Annotated in this window: 12 protein-coding genes and 1 pseudogene; 10 read left to right on the top strand and 3 right to left on the bottom strand. The window is 64.1% G+C overall.

Annotated features, from left to right (window positions below):
* Window positions 1-82: 82 nt before the first annotated feature.
* From FJ959_RS23400 to glcF, 3 genes are all read left to right on the top strand, one after another.
* A complete protein-coding gene (locus FJ959_RS23400) occupies window positions 83-1,579 on the top strand; it encodes an FAD-linked oxidase C-terminal domain-containing protein (RefSeq protein WP_140623975.1) in 1,497 nt (498 codons plus the stop codon).
* Window positions 1,580-1,796: 217 nt separating this feature from the next.
* Complete coding sequence (glcE, locus tag FJ959_RS23390) at window positions 1,797-3,002, top strand: glycolate oxidase subunit GlcE (RefSeq protein WP_140623973.1); 1,206 nt, start codon at window positions 1,797-1,799, stop codon at window positions 3,000-3,002.
* Between the two features lie 11 nt (window positions 3,003-3,013).
* Window positions 3,014-4,339 (top strand): glycolate oxidase subunit GlcF, encoded by a 1,326-nt coding sequence (gene glcF / locus FJ959_RS23385; RefSeq protein ID WP_140632325.1) that lies wholly within the window; start codon window positions 3,014-3,016, stop codon window positions 4,337-4,339.
* Window positions 4,340-4,353: 14 nt separating this feature from the next.
* Here the strand turns inward: glcF and FJ959_RS23380 are convergent, their stop codons facing one another.
* Window positions 4,354-5,274, bottom strand: a complete 921-nt coding sequence (locus FJ959_RS23380; RefSeq protein WP_140498366.1) for a bifunctional 5,10-methylenetetrahydrofolate dehydrogenase/5,10-methenyltetrahydrofolate cyclohydrolase — start codon at window positions 5,272-5,274, stop codon at window positions 4,354-4,356.
* A 252-nt stretch (window positions 5,275-5,526) separates the two neighbouring features.
* Window positions 5,527-6,261, bottom strand: coding sequence for a L,D-transpeptidase (locus FJ959_RS23375; protein ID WP_140632322.1), 735 nt, complete (start codon window positions 6,259-6,261; stop codon window positions 5,527-5,529).
* Between the two features lie 214 nt (window positions 6,262-6,475).
* Here FJ959_RS23375 and FJ959_RS23370 point away from each other — a divergent pair, with 214 nt between their 5' ends.
* Window positions 6,476-7,114 (top strand): DNA-3-methyladenine glycosylase I, encoded by a 639-nt coding sequence (locus FJ959_RS23370; RefSeq protein WP_140632320.1) that lies wholly within the window; start codon window positions 6,476-6,478, stop codon window positions 7,112-7,114.
* A 2-nt stretch (window positions 7,115-7,116) separates the two neighbouring features.
* Here the strand turns inward: FJ959_RS23370 and FJ959_RS23365 are convergent, their stop codons facing one another.
* Entirely contained in the window at window positions 7,117-7,362 is a 246-nt protein-coding gene (locus FJ959_RS23365; RefSeq protein WP_140566655.1) for a hypothetical protein, read from the bottom strand.
* Between the two features lie 249 nt (window positions 7,363-7,611).
* Between FJ959_RS23365 and hisS the strand changes: the two genes are divergently transcribed.
* From hisS to FJ959_RS23330, 6 genes and pseudogenes are all read left to right on the top strand, one after another.
* Complete coding sequence (gene hisS / locus FJ959_RS23360) at window positions 7,612-9,114, top strand: histidine--tRNA ligase (protein ID WP_140632317.1); 1,503 nt, start codon at window positions 7,612-7,614, stop codon at window positions 9,112-9,114.
* A gap of 255 nt (window positions 9,115-9,369) precedes the next feature.
* Entirely contained in the window at window positions 9,370-10,491 is a 1,122-nt protein-coding gene (locus tag FJ959_RS23350; RefSeq protein ID WP_140524793.1) for an ATP phosphoribosyltransferase regulatory subunit, read from the top strand.
* Entirely contained in the window at window positions 10,488-11,186 is a 699-nt protein-coding gene (gene hisG / locus FJ959_RS23345; RefSeq protein ID WP_140632314.1) for an ATP phosphoribosyltransferase, read from the top strand. Before FJ959_RS23350 ends, hisG begins: the two co-directional genes overlap by 4 nt.
* A 246-nt stretch (window positions 11,187-11,432) precedes the next feature.
* The gene (locus tag FJ959_RS23340; RefSeq protein ID WP_140632311.1) at window positions 11,433-13,205 is read left to right on the top strand and encodes an AMP-binding protein; all 1,773 of its coding nucleotides are present in this window, start codon (window positions 11,433-11,435) and stop codon (window positions 13,203-13,205) included.
* Window positions 13,206-13,637: 432 nt separating this feature from the next.
* Entirely contained in the window at window positions 13,638-14,453 is an 816-nt protein-coding gene (locus FJ959_RS23335) for a DUF427 domain-containing protein (RefSeq protein WP_246679006.1), read from the top strand.
* Between the two features lie 29 nt (window positions 14,454-14,482).
* A pseudogene (locus FJ959_RS23330) lies at window positions 14,483-16,244 on the top strand (MOSC and FAD-binding oxidoreductase domain-containing protein).
* Window positions 16,245-16,250: the final 6 nt, after the last annotated feature.

Genomic DNA, 16,250 nt, shown 5'->3' with positions numbered 1-16,250 from the left:
CGCTCTCGGTCAAAGCGGGGTTTGCAACCGACGCCCTTCACTGGTAAAAGATTTTGACCAGTCACGCGAGATGAGGCTGCCGATGTCCGGCCTTGCCATGCCCAAGCCAGACGACGCCACGATGCGCCGGCGCGGCGAGATCGTCGCCGACATGCGCATTATCGTGCCGGGCGAGGGTGTGGTCGACGCGGCCAACGAAATGCGCGCCTTCGAGAGCGATGGCCTGACCGCCTACCGGCAATTGCCATTGGTCGTGGTGCTTCCCGAAACGGTGGCACAGGTTTCGCGCGTGCTGAAATACTGCAATGACCGCAACATCCGCGTCGTGCCGCGCGGCTCCGGCACCTCGCTGTCGGGCGGTGCGCTGCCGCTGGAGGACGCGGTGCTCCTGGTCATGAGCCGCTTCAACCGCATTATCGAGATCGATTTCCCCAATCGCATCGTCGTCGCCCAGCCGGGCGTCACCAATCTCGGCATCACCACCGCCGTCGAGCAGGAGGGTTTTTACTACGCCCCCGACCCATCTTCCCAGATCGCCTGTTCGATCGGCGGCAATGTCGCCGAAAATTCCGGCGGCGTGCACTGCCTCAAATACGGCCTGACCGCCAACAATGTGCTCGGCATCGAGATGGTGCTGATGAGCGGCGAGGTGGTGCGGCTCGGCGGCAGGCATCTGGACGCGGAGGGCTACGACCTGCTCGGCGTCATGACCGGCTCCGAAGGCCTGCTGGGCGTCGTCACCGAAGTCACCGTGCGCATTTTGAAGAAGCCGGAGACGGCACGTGCGCTGCTGATCGGCTTCCCGACCAGCGAGCAGGGTGGCCAATGCGTCGCCGACATCATCGGCGCCGGCATCATTCCCGGCGGCATGGAGATGATGGACCGCCCGGCGATCCACGCGGCGGAGGATTTCGTCCATGCCGGATATCCCCTGGATGTCGAGGCGCTGCTGATCGTCGAGCTCGACGGGCCGGGCGTCGAGGTCGATCATCTCATCACCGCGGTCGAGGCGATCGCCATCCGCAACGGTTCGACCACCTGCCGCATTTCGCAGTCGGAGCAGGAGCGGCTGAGCTTCTGGGCAGGGCGCAAGGCAGCCTTCCCCGCGGTCGGCCGCATCTCGCCCGACTATTACTGCATGGACGGCACCATCCCGCGCAAGGAACTGCCGCGCGTGCTGGCCGGCATGCGCGAGCTCTCCGAAAAATACGGGCTCGGCGTCGCCAATGTCTTCCATGCCGGCGACGGCAATTTGCATCCGCTGATCCTCTATGACGCCAACGTGCCGGGCGAACTCGACAAGGCCGAGAGTTTCGGCGCCGACATATTGCGGCTGTGCGTCAAGGTCGGCGGCGTCTTGACCGGCGAGCATGGGGTGGGCGTCGAGAAACGCGACCTGATGCCGGAAATGTTCAACGGGATCGACCTCGACCAGCAGATGCGCGTCAAATGCGCCTTCGATCCCAATCATCTGCTCAACCCGGGCAAGGTGTTCCCGCAGCTGCGCCGCTGCGCGGAGCTGGGGCGCATGCATGTGCATCGCGGAGAGTTAGCGTTTCCGGACATTCCGAGGTTTTGAGGGTTATGTCAGCGCCTGAACGCCCCCCTCTGTCCTGCCGGACATCTCCCCCTCACGGGGGGAGATTGGCAGCTTCGTCGCTTCGCCCTTCCGCCAACGCTGGAGATTGGCGAAACCCGGCGCGGCATCCAATCTCCCCCCTTGAGGGGGAGTTGTCCGGCAGGACAGAGGGGGGCGCGAAGGAACGCGGCATTCCCGCATATTGCGCATCGGCGCCATGACCACCTTCACTCCCATCACCCCTTCCGAAGTTCTCTCCACCGTCGCCTGGGCGGCGGCGGAAGGCTCGCCGCTCGAAATCCTCGGTCACGGCTCCAAGCGCGGCATCGGCCGTCCGCTGCAGACCGAGCACACGCTCGACCTGTCGAGGCTCGCCGGGGTCACGCTCTATGAACCAGCCGAACTGGTGCTGTCCGCAAAGGCCGGCACGCCGCTGGCCGAAATCGAGACGCTGCTGGCGCAAAACGGCCAGCAACTCGCTTTCGAGCCGATGGATTACGGCCCGCTGCTCGGCGGCGAGCCGGGCAAGGGCACGCTTGGTGGTGCGCTTGCAGCGAACCTCTCCGGCCCGCGCCGGCTGAAGGCGGGGGCGGCGCGCGACCATATCCTGGGCATCAACGTGGTGTCCGGCCGCGGCGAGGCATTCAAATCCGGCGGCCGCGTGGTCAAGAATGTCACCGGGTACGATTTGTCCAAGCTGATGGCCAACAGCTGGGGCACGCTGGCGGTGTTCACCGACGTCACCTTCAAGGTGCTGCCATCGGCCGAGACCGAGGTCACGCTCGCTGTCCGCGGCCTGCTCGACGATGCGGCCGCCGCGGCGATGGCGCTGGCGCTCGGCTCCAGCGCGGAAGTATCGAGCGCCGCGCACCTGCCGGAGCGGATTGCCGCACGGGTTGCCGCAGGCGTGCTCGGCAACGATGCGGCCACGCTGCTGCGGGTGGAAGGTTTTGGCCCCTCCGTCGTCTATCGCATCGCCGCGCTGAAGACGTTGCTCGGAAATGCCGGACCACTCGAAGAGATTTCCAGCGAAGCGTCGGCTGCCCTGTGGCGTGACGTGCGCGATTGCAGGCCTTTCGCGGACAACAGCGACAAACCGGTCTGGCGCGTATCGATGGCGCCTGCCCAGGCGCACCAGATGGTTTTCACGCTGCGCATGCAGGCTGCCGTCAGCGCCTTCTATGACTGGCAGGGCGGACTGGTGTGGCTGCGCATGGAGGAGGGTGACCCGGAAGCGACGCTGCTGCGCGGACTTCTGAGAAAACATGGCGGCGGCCATGCGACATTGGTGCGCGCGGCTCCTTCGCACCGTGCCGCCCTGCCGGTGTTCGAGCCGCAGGCTCCCTCACTGGCAGCGCTCAGCCAGCGGCTGAAGCACGAATTCGACCCCAAGAACATCCTCAATCCCGGCCGCATGGCCTAGGACATCAAGAGATGCAGACCAATTTCTCGCCCGCACAGCTTGCCGACCCGCATGTTGCCGAGTCGGAAAAGATTCTGCGCAAATGCGTGCATTGCGGTTTCTGCACCGCTACCTGCCCGACCTATGTGACGCTGGGCAACGAACTCGATTCACCGCGCGGGCGCATCTACCTGATCAAGGATATGCTGGAAAACGGTCGCCCCGCCGACAAGGAGATCGTCACCCATATCGATCGCTGCCTGTCCTGCCTCGCCTGCATGACCACCTGCCCGTCTGGCGTCAACTACATGCATCTGGTCGACCATGCCCGCGCCCATATCCAGCAGACCTATAGGCGGCCGCTGCTCGATCGCCTGACCCGCGCCATGCTGGCCCTCGTCCTGCCCTATCCCCAGCGTTTTCGCGCCGCGCTCAAATTGGCGAAACTGGGCAAGCCGTTCATCGGCCTGTTCGAGAAGATCCCGGCATTGAAGCCGCTTGGCGCAATGCTCAAGCTCGCGCCGGAATCGATCCCGGGAGCATCGCCGATGGCTTCGCCGGGCACCCATACCGGGCAGGGGGCGAAGAGGGGCCGCGTCGCCATCCTCACCGGTTGCGCGCAATCGGTGCTCGATCCCGCCATCAACGACACGACCATTTCACTGCTGACGCGGCTTGGCGTCGAGGTCCTGGTGCCGCCGGGCGAGGGCTGTTGCGGCGCGCTCGTCCATCACATGGGCCGCGAGCAAGCCGCCCTTGCTTCTGCAAGGCAAAATGTCGATGCCTGGACCCGCGCGATTGAACAAGGCGGGATCGATGCCATCATCATCACCGCGTCGGGCTGCGGCACGACCATCAAGGATTACGGTTTCATGCTGCGGCTTGATCCGGCCTACGCCGAAAAGGCTGCACGTGTCTCCGCGCTGGCCAAGGACATTACCGAATACCTGACCGCCATCGACCTGCCCGAACCGGTGCGCAAGCCGGGCACGGTCGTCGCCTATCATTCGGCCTGTTCGATGCAGCACGGCCAGAAGATCACCCGCCAGCCTAGGGAATTGTTGGCCAAAGCCGGTTTCATCGTTCGCGAGCCGCGCGAAGGGCATTTGTGCTGCGGTTCGGCCGGCACATACAACATTCTGCAGCCGGATATTTCGGCCAGGCTGCGCGACCGCAAGGTGAAAAACATCGAGGCTACCGGCGCTTCGGTCGTCGCGACCGGCAATATCGGCTGCATAACGCAGATCGCGTCTGCCGCGAAGCTGCCGGTGGTGCATACGATCAAGCTGCTCGACTGGGCCTATGGCGGGCCGAGGCCGGAAGGTGTCGCGGAACCCGGCCTGATCGCCGCTGAGTAGGGGCCGCCCCGGCGTTATTCGGCCGCCAGCCTGTCGATCGTGCCGTAGGTCGCCTCGTAGAGCGCGCGCTGGCGGCTGAGCGCCACCATCGTGTTGCGCAGCAGGATCGCAACGGTGATCGGGCCGACGCCGCCCGGCACCGGCGTGATCCAGGAGGCCACGTCCTTCACGCTGTCGGTGTCGACGTCGCCGACGATACGGGTGGAACCGTCCGGCAGCGTCTCGGAATTGATGCCGATATCGATGACGGCCGCACCCGGCTTTACCATGTCGGCCTTGATCAGGCGCGGCTTGCCGACGGCGACGAACAGCGCATCGGCGCGGCGCGCGTGCGCGGCGACCGAGCGCGTCATGTGGTGACAGACCGTGACCGTCGCGCCTTCGCTCATCAACAGGAAGGCGATCGGCTTGCCGACGATCTCGGAGTGGCCGACCATCACCACTTCCAGGCCCTTGAGGTCGAGGCCGGTTTCCTTGAGCAACTCGACCGAGGCGGCCGCCGTGCAGGGCGCCAGATCGAGCTGGTTGTAGACGATGTTGCCGATCGAGGCCGGATGCATGCCTTCGACGTCCTTCAGCGGATGCACCGCCGCCTGCAACGTCCTGATCGGGATATGTGCCGGCACCGGCCGCTGGATGATGATGCCGGTAACGCGCGGATCGGCGTTCAGGCCGTGGATCGCCGCTTCCAGTTCGCCCGCGGTGATGGTGGCGGGAAAGCGCCGTTCGTCGAAATCGATGTCCGCCAGCTCTGCCTTGGCGCGCTGGTTTCGTACATAGACATCCACCGCCGCCGTATCGCCGACGGTGATCGACACCAGTTTGGGCGGGAACCCTTCGGCCCTTGCGATCGCCGCATCCTCGCGCACGGCGGCGATGATGCGCCGGGCAACCGGGCCGCCCTTGAGATAGCGGCTGTCGTCGGACAGTGACATGATCGGACTCTTCTGACCTGAGCGTTGCCTTGCCATAGCAAAAGAACAGCGGCAATGGCAGCACGAATGCGAACCGTCATGCCTTTTGCGCGACGTGCGGGCGCGGCAGTGCTTCGTCCGAAACGGAAAGGGCAGCACGGTTTCCCGTGCCGCCCTTTCTGACCGGCCGCATCCCCATACGGCCCGTCCCCCGTTATTCCTTCCGATCCCGGGAAGCGCTGCGCTTCCGGATCGGGTGATTCGCAGCAACTATTATATCACCTCGACAGTGGTTCCGACATCGACCCGTTCATAAAGGTCGACGACATCCTCGTTGCGCATGCGGATGCAGCCCGACGACACGGCGCCGCCGATCGTCCAGGGCTGGTTGGTGCCGTGGATGCGATATTCCGTACTACCGAGATAGAGCGCGCGCGCGCCGAGCGGGTTCTCCATGCCGCCGGCCAGGTAGGTTGGCAGGTAGCGCCCCTTGGCGGCCTCGCGCTTGATCATCGCGGCCGGCGGGCGCCAGTCCGGCCAGACCCGCTTGTTGGTGATCTTGTGCGTGCCCGACCATTCGAAGCCCGGCTTGCCGGTGCCGACGCCATAGCGCCGCGCCTTGCCGTCCTTCTCGACCAGATAGAGGAAGTTCTGGGTCGTATCGATGACGATGGTGCCCGGCTTCTGGGAGCCGTCATAGGCGACTTCCTGCGGCAGGTAGATCGGATTGATCTGCGGGCGAGCGACCATGCGCTTGGCCGGGGCCTGCACGGCCGCCGTTTGCACGCGGTCGGGCTGCGCATAACGCGGGCGCGGCTGCTGCGCGACCTGCCGGTTCTGCCGCACGATGCCCGGCGCATGGCCAAGCTGCAGCACCCAGGGCGCGGAAAGGTCGGGGCTCACCATCACCGGCGGTCTGTCGGCATAGCGGTCTCCGGCCGTGGAAGGTGTGACGCCGGCAGCAACCGCAGCCACGGCGCCGAGCACGGGAAACAAAACTCTCTTCATCGGGAAAGCACCTTGATCGTCTGACAAACCGGGTGGAAACGACCTCCCGGTTCAGCGATCATTGGCGCGGGAACAGCAACCGAAACATGAATCGGAATGTGTAAAATGCGGAACTGTCGGTAAACCTTTCGGTGTGGTTACCGCCGCGTTCAGGAATCTGGTAAAGCCAAGGTAAAGCAGCGCAACCAGCGCGTTAACGAATGGAATTCTCGCCATGGACAAGGAACAAACCGGCCTTCTCGCCGGACCCGACGGTGTCGCGCGCTGCTTCTGGCACGGCAATCTGCCCGACTACCTGCATTACCATGACCATGAATGGGGCCGCCCGGTGGCGGACGACCGCCGGCTGTTCGAGAAGATCTGTCTCGAAGGTTTCCAGTCGGGCCTGTCCTGGCTGACCATCCTGCGCAAGCGGGAGAATTTTCGCGCCGCTTTCGCCGGCTTCGATTTCGACAAGGTCGCCGCCTTCACCGACAAGGACGTCGAGCGCCTGCTCGGCGATGCCGGCATCATCCGCCATCGCGGCAAGATCGTCTCAACCATCAACAACGCCAGGCGTGCCCGCGAGATGGCCGATGAATTCGGCTCGCTCGCTGCCTGGTTCTGGAAGTTCGAACCCGGCAGGGAGGAACGGCCGCAGGTCGTCGACCTCGCCCATCTGCGCGCCAATCCCACCACGGCGGTCTCGATCCGCATTTCCAAGGACCTGAAGAAGCGCGGCTGGACCTTCGTCGGCCCGACCACGGTCTACGCCTTCATGCAGGCGATGGGCCTGGTCAACGATCATCTCGAGGGGTGTGTGTGCCGCAAAGAGGTCGAGAAAGAACGGAAGGCTTTCAAACGGCCGAAATAGCCTCAGGCGCCGTTTGCACTTCCCAGGAACAGGCCGGCGACGATCGCGACCACGGTGGCGACGGTTGGATAGATCACCAGCAGGCCGGTCACCAATGCGTCGCGCAGGGAAGGTCCGGTATCGGCGTGTACCTCGAACGGTCCGGCCGGCTGGCCGATCATGCTGGGAGCTTGGACATCTGCGGCGCGCAGGCGTGCCGGCATGTCGCCCGCATCCCTGTTGTCGTGAAATTCCACCGCGCTCATCATGTCCCGAACCCCTCCATTGCGGTGCGCTGTATCGGCCTCGATTATGTCGGCACGATGCCGCGCCGATGGCGGGATTGTTTCATTTTCGGTGCGTTTTTGTTTCGGCGAACGCCCGCGTGCCTTCTCGCATGCATGGAGACAGCGCCTGCCGCCGGCCTTGCCCGGTAGGACCTGTTCGGTTAGGACACGCCCGTTGCGAAAATCGCAACGCTGTTGAGTTTTCAGCAACACGAAACACCGGGCGAATCCATGGCCGACAAATCGGAAAAGACGAAAGCGCGGCTGCCGCGCGGTTTTGCCGACCGCAGCGCCGAAGATATCCGCGCCGTCGAGAAGATGATGGCGACCATCCGCTCGGTCTACGAACTCTACGGTTTCGAACCCGCCGACCAGCCGCTGATCGAATACACCGATGCGCTCGGAAAATTCCTGCCCGACCAGGACCGGCCGAACGAAGGCGTGTTCTCCTTCCAGGACGATGACGACCAGTGGCTGTCGCTGCGCTACGACCTGACCGCGCCGACGGCGCGTTTCGTCGCCGAGAATTTCGAGCGCCTGCCAAAACCCTATCGCAGCTACCGTTCCGGCTGGGTGTTCCGCAACGAGAAGCCCGGTCCCGGCCGCTTCCGCCAGTTCATGCAGTTCGACGCCGACACGATCGGCACGCCGGGCGTCGCCGCCGACGCCGAGATGGCGATGATGATGGCCGATGTGATGGAAGCGCTCGGCATCAAGCGCGGCGACTACGTCATCCGCGTCAACAACCGCAAGGTGCTGGACGGCGTGCTCGAGGCGATCGGCCTCGCAGGTGAAGGGAATACGAGTCGTCGGCTGACCGTGCTGCGGGCGATCGACAAGCTGGACAAGCTCGGGCCGGAAGGCGTGCGGCTTCTCTTGGGACCAGGGCGCTGGGACGGCGGCAAGGAAGGCGAGGGCGACTTCGCCAAAGGCGCCGGGCTGAATGATACGCAAGCCGAGGCGGTTCTTCTGGCGACGGCGCGAAACGCGCAGGCCGGCCAGGATGCCAGCGTCGGTGCGAACGCCGTCTACCAGGAGGGCGTTGGCGAGCTCGCGACCATCGAGGCCCTGGTCAGGGCGGCGGGATACGGCGAAGATCGCGTCGCCATGGACCGCTCCGTGGTGCGCGGCCTCGAATACTACACCGGCCCGGTCTTCGAAGCCGAGCTCCTGGCCGAGATCCCCAACGAGGATGGCCAGATCGTGCGCTTCGGTTCAGTCGGGGGCGGCGGCCGCTATGACGGGCTGGTGTCGCGCTTCCGCGGCGAGCCGGTGCCGGCGACCGGTTTTTCCATCGGCGTTTCCAGGCTGATGACGGCGCTGAAGAACCTCGGCAAGCTCGACAACGCCGACGTGATCGCGCCGGTCGTCGTGCTGGTGATGGACAGGGACACCGACAGCCTCGGCCGCTACCAGAAGATGGTGGGCGAGCTGCGTGCCGCAGGCATTCGCTCCGAAATGTATCTCGGCGGCGCCGGCATGAAGGCGCAGCTCAAATATGCCGACCGTCGCGGCTGCCCGGTCGCGATCATCCAGGGCGGCGACGAGCGCGCCAAGGGCGAATTGCAGATCAAGGACCTGATCGAAGGCGCGCGCCTGTCGGCCGAGATCACGGATAATGCCGAATGGCGCGCCGCCCGCCCGGCACAGGTCACGGTGGCGGAAAGCGAGCTGGTGGCGCAGGTGAGAAAGATCCTGGCGGAGCAGGCTGAGGAGAGGGCGCGTGGCAAATAGAGGCCGCGTTCTACGGCGCCCCCCTCTGTCCTGCCGGACATCTCCCCCTCAAGGGGGGAGATCGGCTGTCACCATGGCTTTCGCCAATTTTCAGGATTCCAAGAAGGGCACCAGCTGCGAAGCAGCCAATCTCCCCCCTAGAGGGGGAGATGCCCGGCAGGGCAGAGGGGGGCGCCGTAGAGCACCAGCCTTGACCTGGATCATTGGCGTCTCCGGTTTGGGACCAGAGGGTCGTACAGCGCTGAGGTTTGCAAATTGACCTCCCGCTATCCCGCCATCGCGGCCGACATCGCCGGCCTGTTCGCGACCCGCGACACGCATGCGGTGGAGGTCGCCGTGCTGCAGCCGGCCGATCCGTTTCTCGATATGGCCGGCGAGGATTTGCGCCGCCGCATTTTCCTGACCGAAAGCGAGACCGGGCAGACGCTCTGCCTGCGGCCGGAATTCACCATTCCCGTCTGCCTCGATCATATCGCCAGCCAGGCCGGTACGCCGCGTCGCTACTCCTATCTGGGCGAAGTGTTCCGCCAGCGCCGCGAAGGCGGCAACGAGTTCTTCCAGGCCGGCATCGAGGATCTCGGCGACCGCGACACGGCCGCTGCCGATGCCCGTTCGGTGGCCGACGCGCATGCACTGCTGTCGCTGGCGCTGCCGGGCCAGCAGCTCTCGATCACGCTCGGCGACCAGGCCATCTTCGAGGCGGTGCTGGCGGCTCTCGGCCTGCCGCGCGGCTGGCGCATGCGGCTCGCCCGCGCCTTCGGCTCGGCGACGATGCTGGAGGCAGCCCTTGCCGATCTCGCCAATCCGCCGCGCAACAGCCAGCTCTCCGGCCCGGTCGCGGCACTTGTGCTCGACGGTGACCTGGACGGTCTCTCCGCGCATATAGCCGGCGGCATGGAACAGGCCGGCCTGTCGGCTTCGGCCGGACGCGCGCCGGCCGATATCGCGCGGCGGCTGATCGAAAAGGCCGAGCTGCGCAGCGTGCGGCTGTCCAACGAAGCCTTCGCGGCGCTGAAGACCTTTCTGGCGATCGACGTGCCGCTCGACGGCGCGGCCCAGGCGCTCGAGAGTTTTGCCGGTGCCGCCGGGCTATCGCTCGGGGCCGCGCTGGAAAAATTCGCGGCGCGCGCCAAGGCCGTCGAGGCGAACGGCCTGCCGGCGCAAAAGATCCGCTATGACGCCGCCTTCGGCCGCCCGCTCGATTATTACACCGGCCTCGTCTTCGAGATCGCGGCGCAAGATGGTGAAAGGCCGCTGGCCGGCGGCGGCCGCTACGACCGGCTGCTGACGCTGCTCGGCGCCAAGACGCCGATCCCCGGCGTCGGCTTCTCGGTCTGGCTCGACCGCATCGAGGCATTGCGGGAGCACGCGCCATGATCACGCTGGCGATCCCGTCCAAGGGCCGGTTGAAGGAGCAGGCGCTGGAGGTGCTGGCGAAAGCCGGCCTCGCCATCAGCCTGCCCGGTGACGAGCGCAAATATCACGCCCGCGTCGAAGGCATGGACAATGTCGAGGTCGTTTTCCTGTCCGCCTCCGAAATATCGGGCGAGATCGGGCAAGGTGCCGTCGATCTCGGCATCACCGGCGAGGACCTCGTGCGCGAGAACCTCGCCGACTGGGAGGCGCGCGCCGAAATCGTCGCCCGTCTCGGCTTCGGCCATGCCGATGTCGTGGTGGCCGTGCCCGACATCTGGCTCGACGTCGAGACCATGGCCGACCTCGATGATGTCGCCGCCGATTTCCGCCAGCGTCACGGAAGGCGGCTCAGGATCGCCACCAAATACTGGCGGCTGACCCAGCAATTCTTCTCGCAGAAGCACGGTATCCAGGTCTATCGCATCGTCGAGAGCCTGGGCGCCACCGAGGGCGCGCCGGCGGCCGGCCTTGCCGATGTCATCGTCGACATCACCACCACCGGCTCGACGCTGCGCGCCAACCATCTCAAGGTGCTGATCGACGGCGTCGTGCTGCGGTCGCAGGCGTGTCTTGTCGCATCGCGAAAGACGCGTTCCACGGCCGACGAGACGATGCTGCGCGACATAGCGGCCAGCATGGCCTCGGTGAAGGGATAGCTGGCGGCGGACAAATTTTGTTCTTGCTTTGTGCCGGCCACTATGCTACAAATACCGCTATGGTGATGATTTGCGCCCCCCGCCCTTCGAGGCGGGGTTTTTCGTTCTGCGCCATTCTCACGACCCTGCCATTCTTATGACCGTGGAAGGCGGCGCGGTCCGCCTTCGAAGCTTGGCCCTACCTTCGGCGGGATTTCCACCGTCCCGGCAGGCTGATAGGCTCGGATGTTCTGGGAGGAGAGAGCGATGCCGGTCAATCTCGACGAGCTGAAGAACGCCACCAGTTTGCGCGGACGCGGGGCGCGCGCCGGCAGCGTCTTTGTCGCGCCCGTCGACGGCAAGGCGCACGTCTCGGGCGAGCGTGGCGTGCCGCTGCTCAACAAGACCATTCCCGCACTGTTCTCCGACACGGCCGGCAAATACGGCACGCTCGATGCCGCCGTCTTCGTCGGCCAGGACAAGCGCTTCACCTGGAGCGAGCTGTCCGACACGGTGGATGCGCTGGCCGCCGGTTTCCTGGCGCTGGGCCTCGAAAAGGGAGATCGCGTCGGCATCTGGTCGCCCAACCGCTGGGAATGGCTGGTGACGCAATTCGCCACCGCCCGCATCGGCCTGATCCTGGTCAACATCAACCCGGCCTACCGGCTCACCGAGCTGGACTATGCGCTGAACAAGGTCGGCTGCAAGGCTCTGGTCACCGCGGCCAGCTTCAAGACCTCGGATTATCTCGGCATGATCGAGACGCTGGCGCCGGAGATCGCAACGGCCACGCCCGGCAAGCTCAGGGCACAGAAACTGCCCGCGCTCCGGATCGTCATCCGCATGGGCGAGGAGAACTCGCCCGGCATGTTCAATTTCGCCGATGTGCTGGCGATGGCGGGGCGCGACGAGCATGACAGCCTCGACCGCATCTCCGAGGGGCTGAAGCCGGACGACGCCATCAACATCCAGTTCACCAGCGGCACCACGGGCGCACCCAAGGGCGCGACGCTGACCCACAACAACATCCTCAACAACGGCAATTTCGTCACCTCGGCCATCAGGTTGACGGTCGACGACCGGCTTTGCATTCCCGTGCCGCTCTACCATTGCTTCGGCATGTCGATGGGTACGATGGGCTGCGTCACCAAGGGCGCGACCATGGTGTTCCCTGGCGAGGGCTTCGATGCCGGCGCCACGCTGAACGCCGTGGCGCAGGAACGCTGCACCGGCCTCTACGGCGTGCCGACCATGTTCGTCGGCCTGCTCGACCATCCCGATTTCGCCGCCTTCGACCTGTCCAGCCTGCGCACCGGCATCATGGCCGGCTCGCCATGCCCGATCGAGGTGATGAAGAAGGTGGTGTCGCTGATGCATATGTCCGAAGTGACCATCGCCTACGGCATGACCGAGACCAGCCCGGTCTCCTTCCAGAGCAGCGTCGACGACCCCTTGGAAAAACGCGTCTCGACCGTCGGGCGCGTTCATCCCCATGTCGAGGTCAAGGCCATCGATGCCGATGGCGCGACCGTTGCCGTCGGTGCGCCGGGCGAACTCTGCACACGCGGCTATTCCGTGATGAAGGGCTATTGGGACGACGAGGACAAGACCCGCGAGGCGATCGATGCCGACGGCTGGATGCATACGGGCGACCTCGCCACCATCGACGCCGAGGGCTATTGCAACATCGTCGGCCGGGTTAAGGACATGGTCATCCGCGGCGGCGAGAACGTCTATCCGCGCGAGGTCGAGGAGTTCCTCTATCGACACCCTAAGGTGAGGGAGGTACAGGTGTTCGGCGTTCCCGACGCCAAATATGGCGAGGAGCTCTGCGCCTGGATTGTGCTCAAGCCCGGCCAGATCGCCACCGAGCAGGAGATCAAGGCCTTCTGCGCCGGCCAGATCGCGCATTACAAGATCCCGCGTCACATCCGCTTCCGCACGGAATTGCCGATGACGGTGACCGGCAAGCCGCAGAAATTCCTGATGCGCCAGGCGATGGTCGAGGAGCTGGGGTTGGTGGCGCAGAAGACTGCGTGAGGCGAGCGCGGGGCAGGAAGGTGCGGTTGCCGAGACGAGTGTGAATGTCGCATTTCGGGGCCGAAAGCGGACTGGCAGGTTATAGGCAATGCGCCTGCCAAATTGGACAATCGCTGGGGTGGTTGAATGGCCGATTGCTGCTGCGCCGCGCCGATTTGATCGACCCATATAGCGTGCGAACGGCCGTCCCTCAGCCGGCTTGCAGTCGCCTAGCCATCTTCCGCGAAGTGGGTGCGAATTTCCGAGCGCGCGAGCCGCTCTGGAAGTTTGCGATCGGTGGTGGAACCAATTTCTCGGACTTACGTTGCAAATAGCTATTTGCGGCTCTGCCGCGATATCGGGAACTGAGCAGTGGGACTGTCTTGGCAACAAGGTCCTCTCTCGACGGGAGCCATCGGTCGGTTTCTCGTCCCCGAAGCGTTGCCCAAGAGAATGTTATATGTGGAACGGCTGCGCCGGCGCATGCGCGTATTGTTTGGCGGGGTTTGGGTTGCCGAAAGCAACGACGTTCTCCTACTGTTTGAACCCGCCCGCTACCCGGTAGCTTATTTTCCGGAGTCCGACATTTCAGCACATGTGTTGGAGCGGACAGAGCAGATCACCCAACATCCTGATCTTGGGTCTACTTCATGGTACACTGTCCGGGTAGGCGAGCAACACGTGGCCGTCAGAGGAGCGTGGCAACACACGAACCTCCCTGCCCATGCAACAGAACTCCAGGGACGATTGGCGTTCGCATGGCGCGCCATGGATGCCTTCTATGAAGAAGACGAACGAATCCTGGGTCATGCTGCCGACCCATACCATCGCATAGATATTCGACACAGTTCTCGTCACCTCGTGGTCCGCTACAACGACCGCGTCGTTGCGGATACCAGGCATCCATTGGGCCTTTACGAATCCGGGTTCGCTCCACGCTGGTATGTCCCTCGTGATGACATCCACGAGTCCTCCCTCACAGCGGTAAAGCTTCAGACGTTCTGTCCCTACAAAGGGCTCTGCAGCTATTATTCTATTGGCGACGCTCGTCAGGCGGCATGGTCCTACACCGACGCCTATCCCGAAGTCCGCCGCATTTCCAACCTTGTGTCGTTTGAGCCGGACATAGTTTCGGTCTTCCTCGACGACGTTCAGCTTCATCTCGAGCCTGGCCAGACGGTCGTCCCTCACGGTCCTGATCGAAATCTCGATGTGGCCGAGTTGGAGCGGGCACCTGGTGGAGGCCCCGAAATGATTGCCGGCGGCTAGCTACCGGTCGCGATTAAACGGAGCGGAGCATGGCGCGACTATTGTCCGTGAACGTGGGGCTTCCGCGCAACATCTCTTGGAATGACCGCACCGTATACACCGGCATTTTCAAAAACCCGGTAGCCGGGCGTTGTCGCGTTGGCCGATTGAATTTGGACGGCGACGGTCAGGGCGACCTCGCCGGGCACGGGGGCGAGCAGCGGGCCGTCTTCGTCTATCAAATCGCATCATATCGCTACTGGCAGAAGCACCTGAACAGGACCGACTTCGTCTATGGTCAGTTCGGCGAAAACTTCACGGTCGAGGGCTTGCCAGACGATGCAGTTTGCATCGGAGATCGATTTCGTATTGGAGGCGCTTTTCGAGGTCACTCAACCTCGCGTCACATGCTACCGGGTTGGCATCCGCATGGACGAGCCCCGAATGTCGGCATTGCTGACTTCCAGCGGCCGGCCAGGATTCTACTTCCGAGTTCTGCAAGAAGGCGAGGTAGGAGCGGGCGACGAAATCCTCAAGGTGGGCGAAGCGAATGAACGGGTAACCGTCGCTGCGCTGAATGCACTGCTCTATTCGCCGAATCATCCCCGCGTCGAATTGGAACGCGCTGTGCGGATCCAAGCGCTTTCACCGGGATGGAGAGAGTCTTTTGAGGCCCTGCTGCGCAGCCAGTCGGCTGGCGAAGAGAGCGGCAATGCCGGGCTCGCTCCGCCAGCCGCGTTGCATCCTGCTGCGCCCGGCTTTCAGCCGCTCGCGGTGGCCGATCTAGAGCAGGAGTCCGTGGACGTCGTCTCTCTGTCGATGCGGCATCCCGATGGAAAGCCGCTCCCGCCCGCTCTACCTGGTCAATATATCGTGCTGCGCCTTCGCCCGACCCGTTCCAGTGCTGCGCTATTTCGCAGCTACTCGCTCTCGGGCCCACTCTCGGAAGAGCGCTACAGAATCAGCGTCAAGATCGAACCGCACGGGACGGCCGGCCTTTTTCTGCGGGATCATGTGCGGATAGGCGATCTTGTCGACGTAAGCTCGCCGCGCGGAAGCTTTACATTGCAGCCTGGGCAGAGCCCCGTGGTACTGCTCAGCGCAGGCATCGGCGCGACACCTCTTCTGGCAATACTATACGCGCTGGCGGCAGCCCGGGACACGCGGCAGGTCCTCTGGCTATACGCGGCTCGCGACAGACGGCACCATCCTTTTGCAGCCGAAGTCCGCCGTCTGATGGCCAGTCTCCCCCATGGTCGCAGTTATGTCTGCTATAGCAGGCCAGACCCGGTCGACAGACTCGGCGTCGATTTTGATGCAACCGGCCACCTATCACCATTGGTCTTCAATAGTGTCAGTATCCCGCAGGACGCGGACGTCTATCTCTGCGGACCTGTCGACTTCATGGCAGACATGAAAGAGGCGCTAGCCGCATCGGGCGTCGCCCCGGATCGCGTTCGTATCGAGATCTTCAACGGGAGCGAGCCGCTGAACCCCGGTGTTGTTGCCAGCGAGCGGCGCGCGCCACATCTGCCGGAAGGCGACACCGATGCCGGTCCGCTGGTCTCCTTCGCTCGAAGTGGTGTAGCCGCCCATTGGAACCCTTCAGTGTACCGGAGCATTCTGGAGCTGGCAGAGGCCTGTGACGTTCCCTCCCGGTGGTCATGCCGAACCGGTGTTTGTCACAACTGCGAAAGTGGGTTGATATCAGGCGCGATCGCCTATGAGCCTAAACCGCTTGAAAGGCCGGCCGACGGCAACCTTCTCATTTGCTGCTCGCAACCGACCCGTGATCTAGTCATCGATTTGTAAGCTAAT

This window comes from Mesorhizobium sp. B2-2-4 (genome assembly GCF_006442375.1).
Lineage (GTDB): Bacteria > Pseudomonadota > Alphaproteobacteria > Rhizobiales > Rhizobiaceae > Mesorhizobium.
This window is presented reverse-complemented; position numbering and strand designations above follow the sequence as displayed.

What these genes read in the sequence shown, in the direction of transcription:
- FJ959_RS23400 (WP_140623975.1), top strand. Translation starts at nt 83, where the DNA reads ATGTCCGGCCTTGCCATGCCCAAGCCAGACGACGCCACGATGCGCCGG.
- glcE (WP_140623973.1), top strand. Translation starts at nt 1,797, where the DNA reads ATGACCACCTTCACTCCCATCACCCCTTCCGAAGTTCTCTCCACCGTC.
- glcF (WP_140632325.1), top strand. Translation starts at nt 3,014, where the DNA reads ATGCAGACCAATTTCTCGCCCGCACAGCTTGCCGACCCGCATGTTGCC.
- FJ959_RS23380 (WP_140498366.1), bottom strand. Translation starts at nt 5,274, where the DNA reads ATGTCACTGTCCGACGACAGCCGCTATCTCAAGGGCGGCCCGGTTGCC.
- FJ959_RS23375 (WP_140632322.1), bottom strand. Translation starts at nt 6,261, where the DNA reads ATGAAGAGAGTTTTGTTTCCCGTGCTCGGCGCCGTGGCTGCGGTTGCT.
- FJ959_RS23370 (WP_140632320.1), top strand. Translation starts at nt 6,476, where the DNA reads ATGGACAAGGAACAAACCGGCCTTCTCGCCGGACCCGACGGTGTCGCG.
- FJ959_RS23365 (WP_140566655.1), bottom strand. Translation starts at nt 7,362, where the DNA reads ATGATGAGCGCGGTGGAATTTCACGACAACAGGGATGCGGGCGACATG.
- hisS (WP_140632317.1), top strand. Translation starts at nt 7,612, where the DNA reads ATGGCCGACAAATCGGAAAAGACGAAAGCGCGGCTGCCGCGCGGTTTT.
- hisG (WP_140632314.1), top strand. Translation starts at nt 10,488, where the DNA reads ATGATCACGCTGGCGATCCCGTCCAAGGGCCGGTTGAAGGAGCAGGCG.
- FJ959_RS23340 (WP_140632311.1), top strand. Translation starts at nt 11,433, where the DNA reads ATGCCGGTCAATCTCGACGAGCTGAAGAACGCCACCAGTTTGCGCGGA.
- FJ959_RS23335 (WP_246679006.1), top strand. Translation starts at nt 13,638, where the DNA reads ATGTTATATGTGGAACGGCTGCGCCGGCGCATGCGCGTATTGTTTGGC.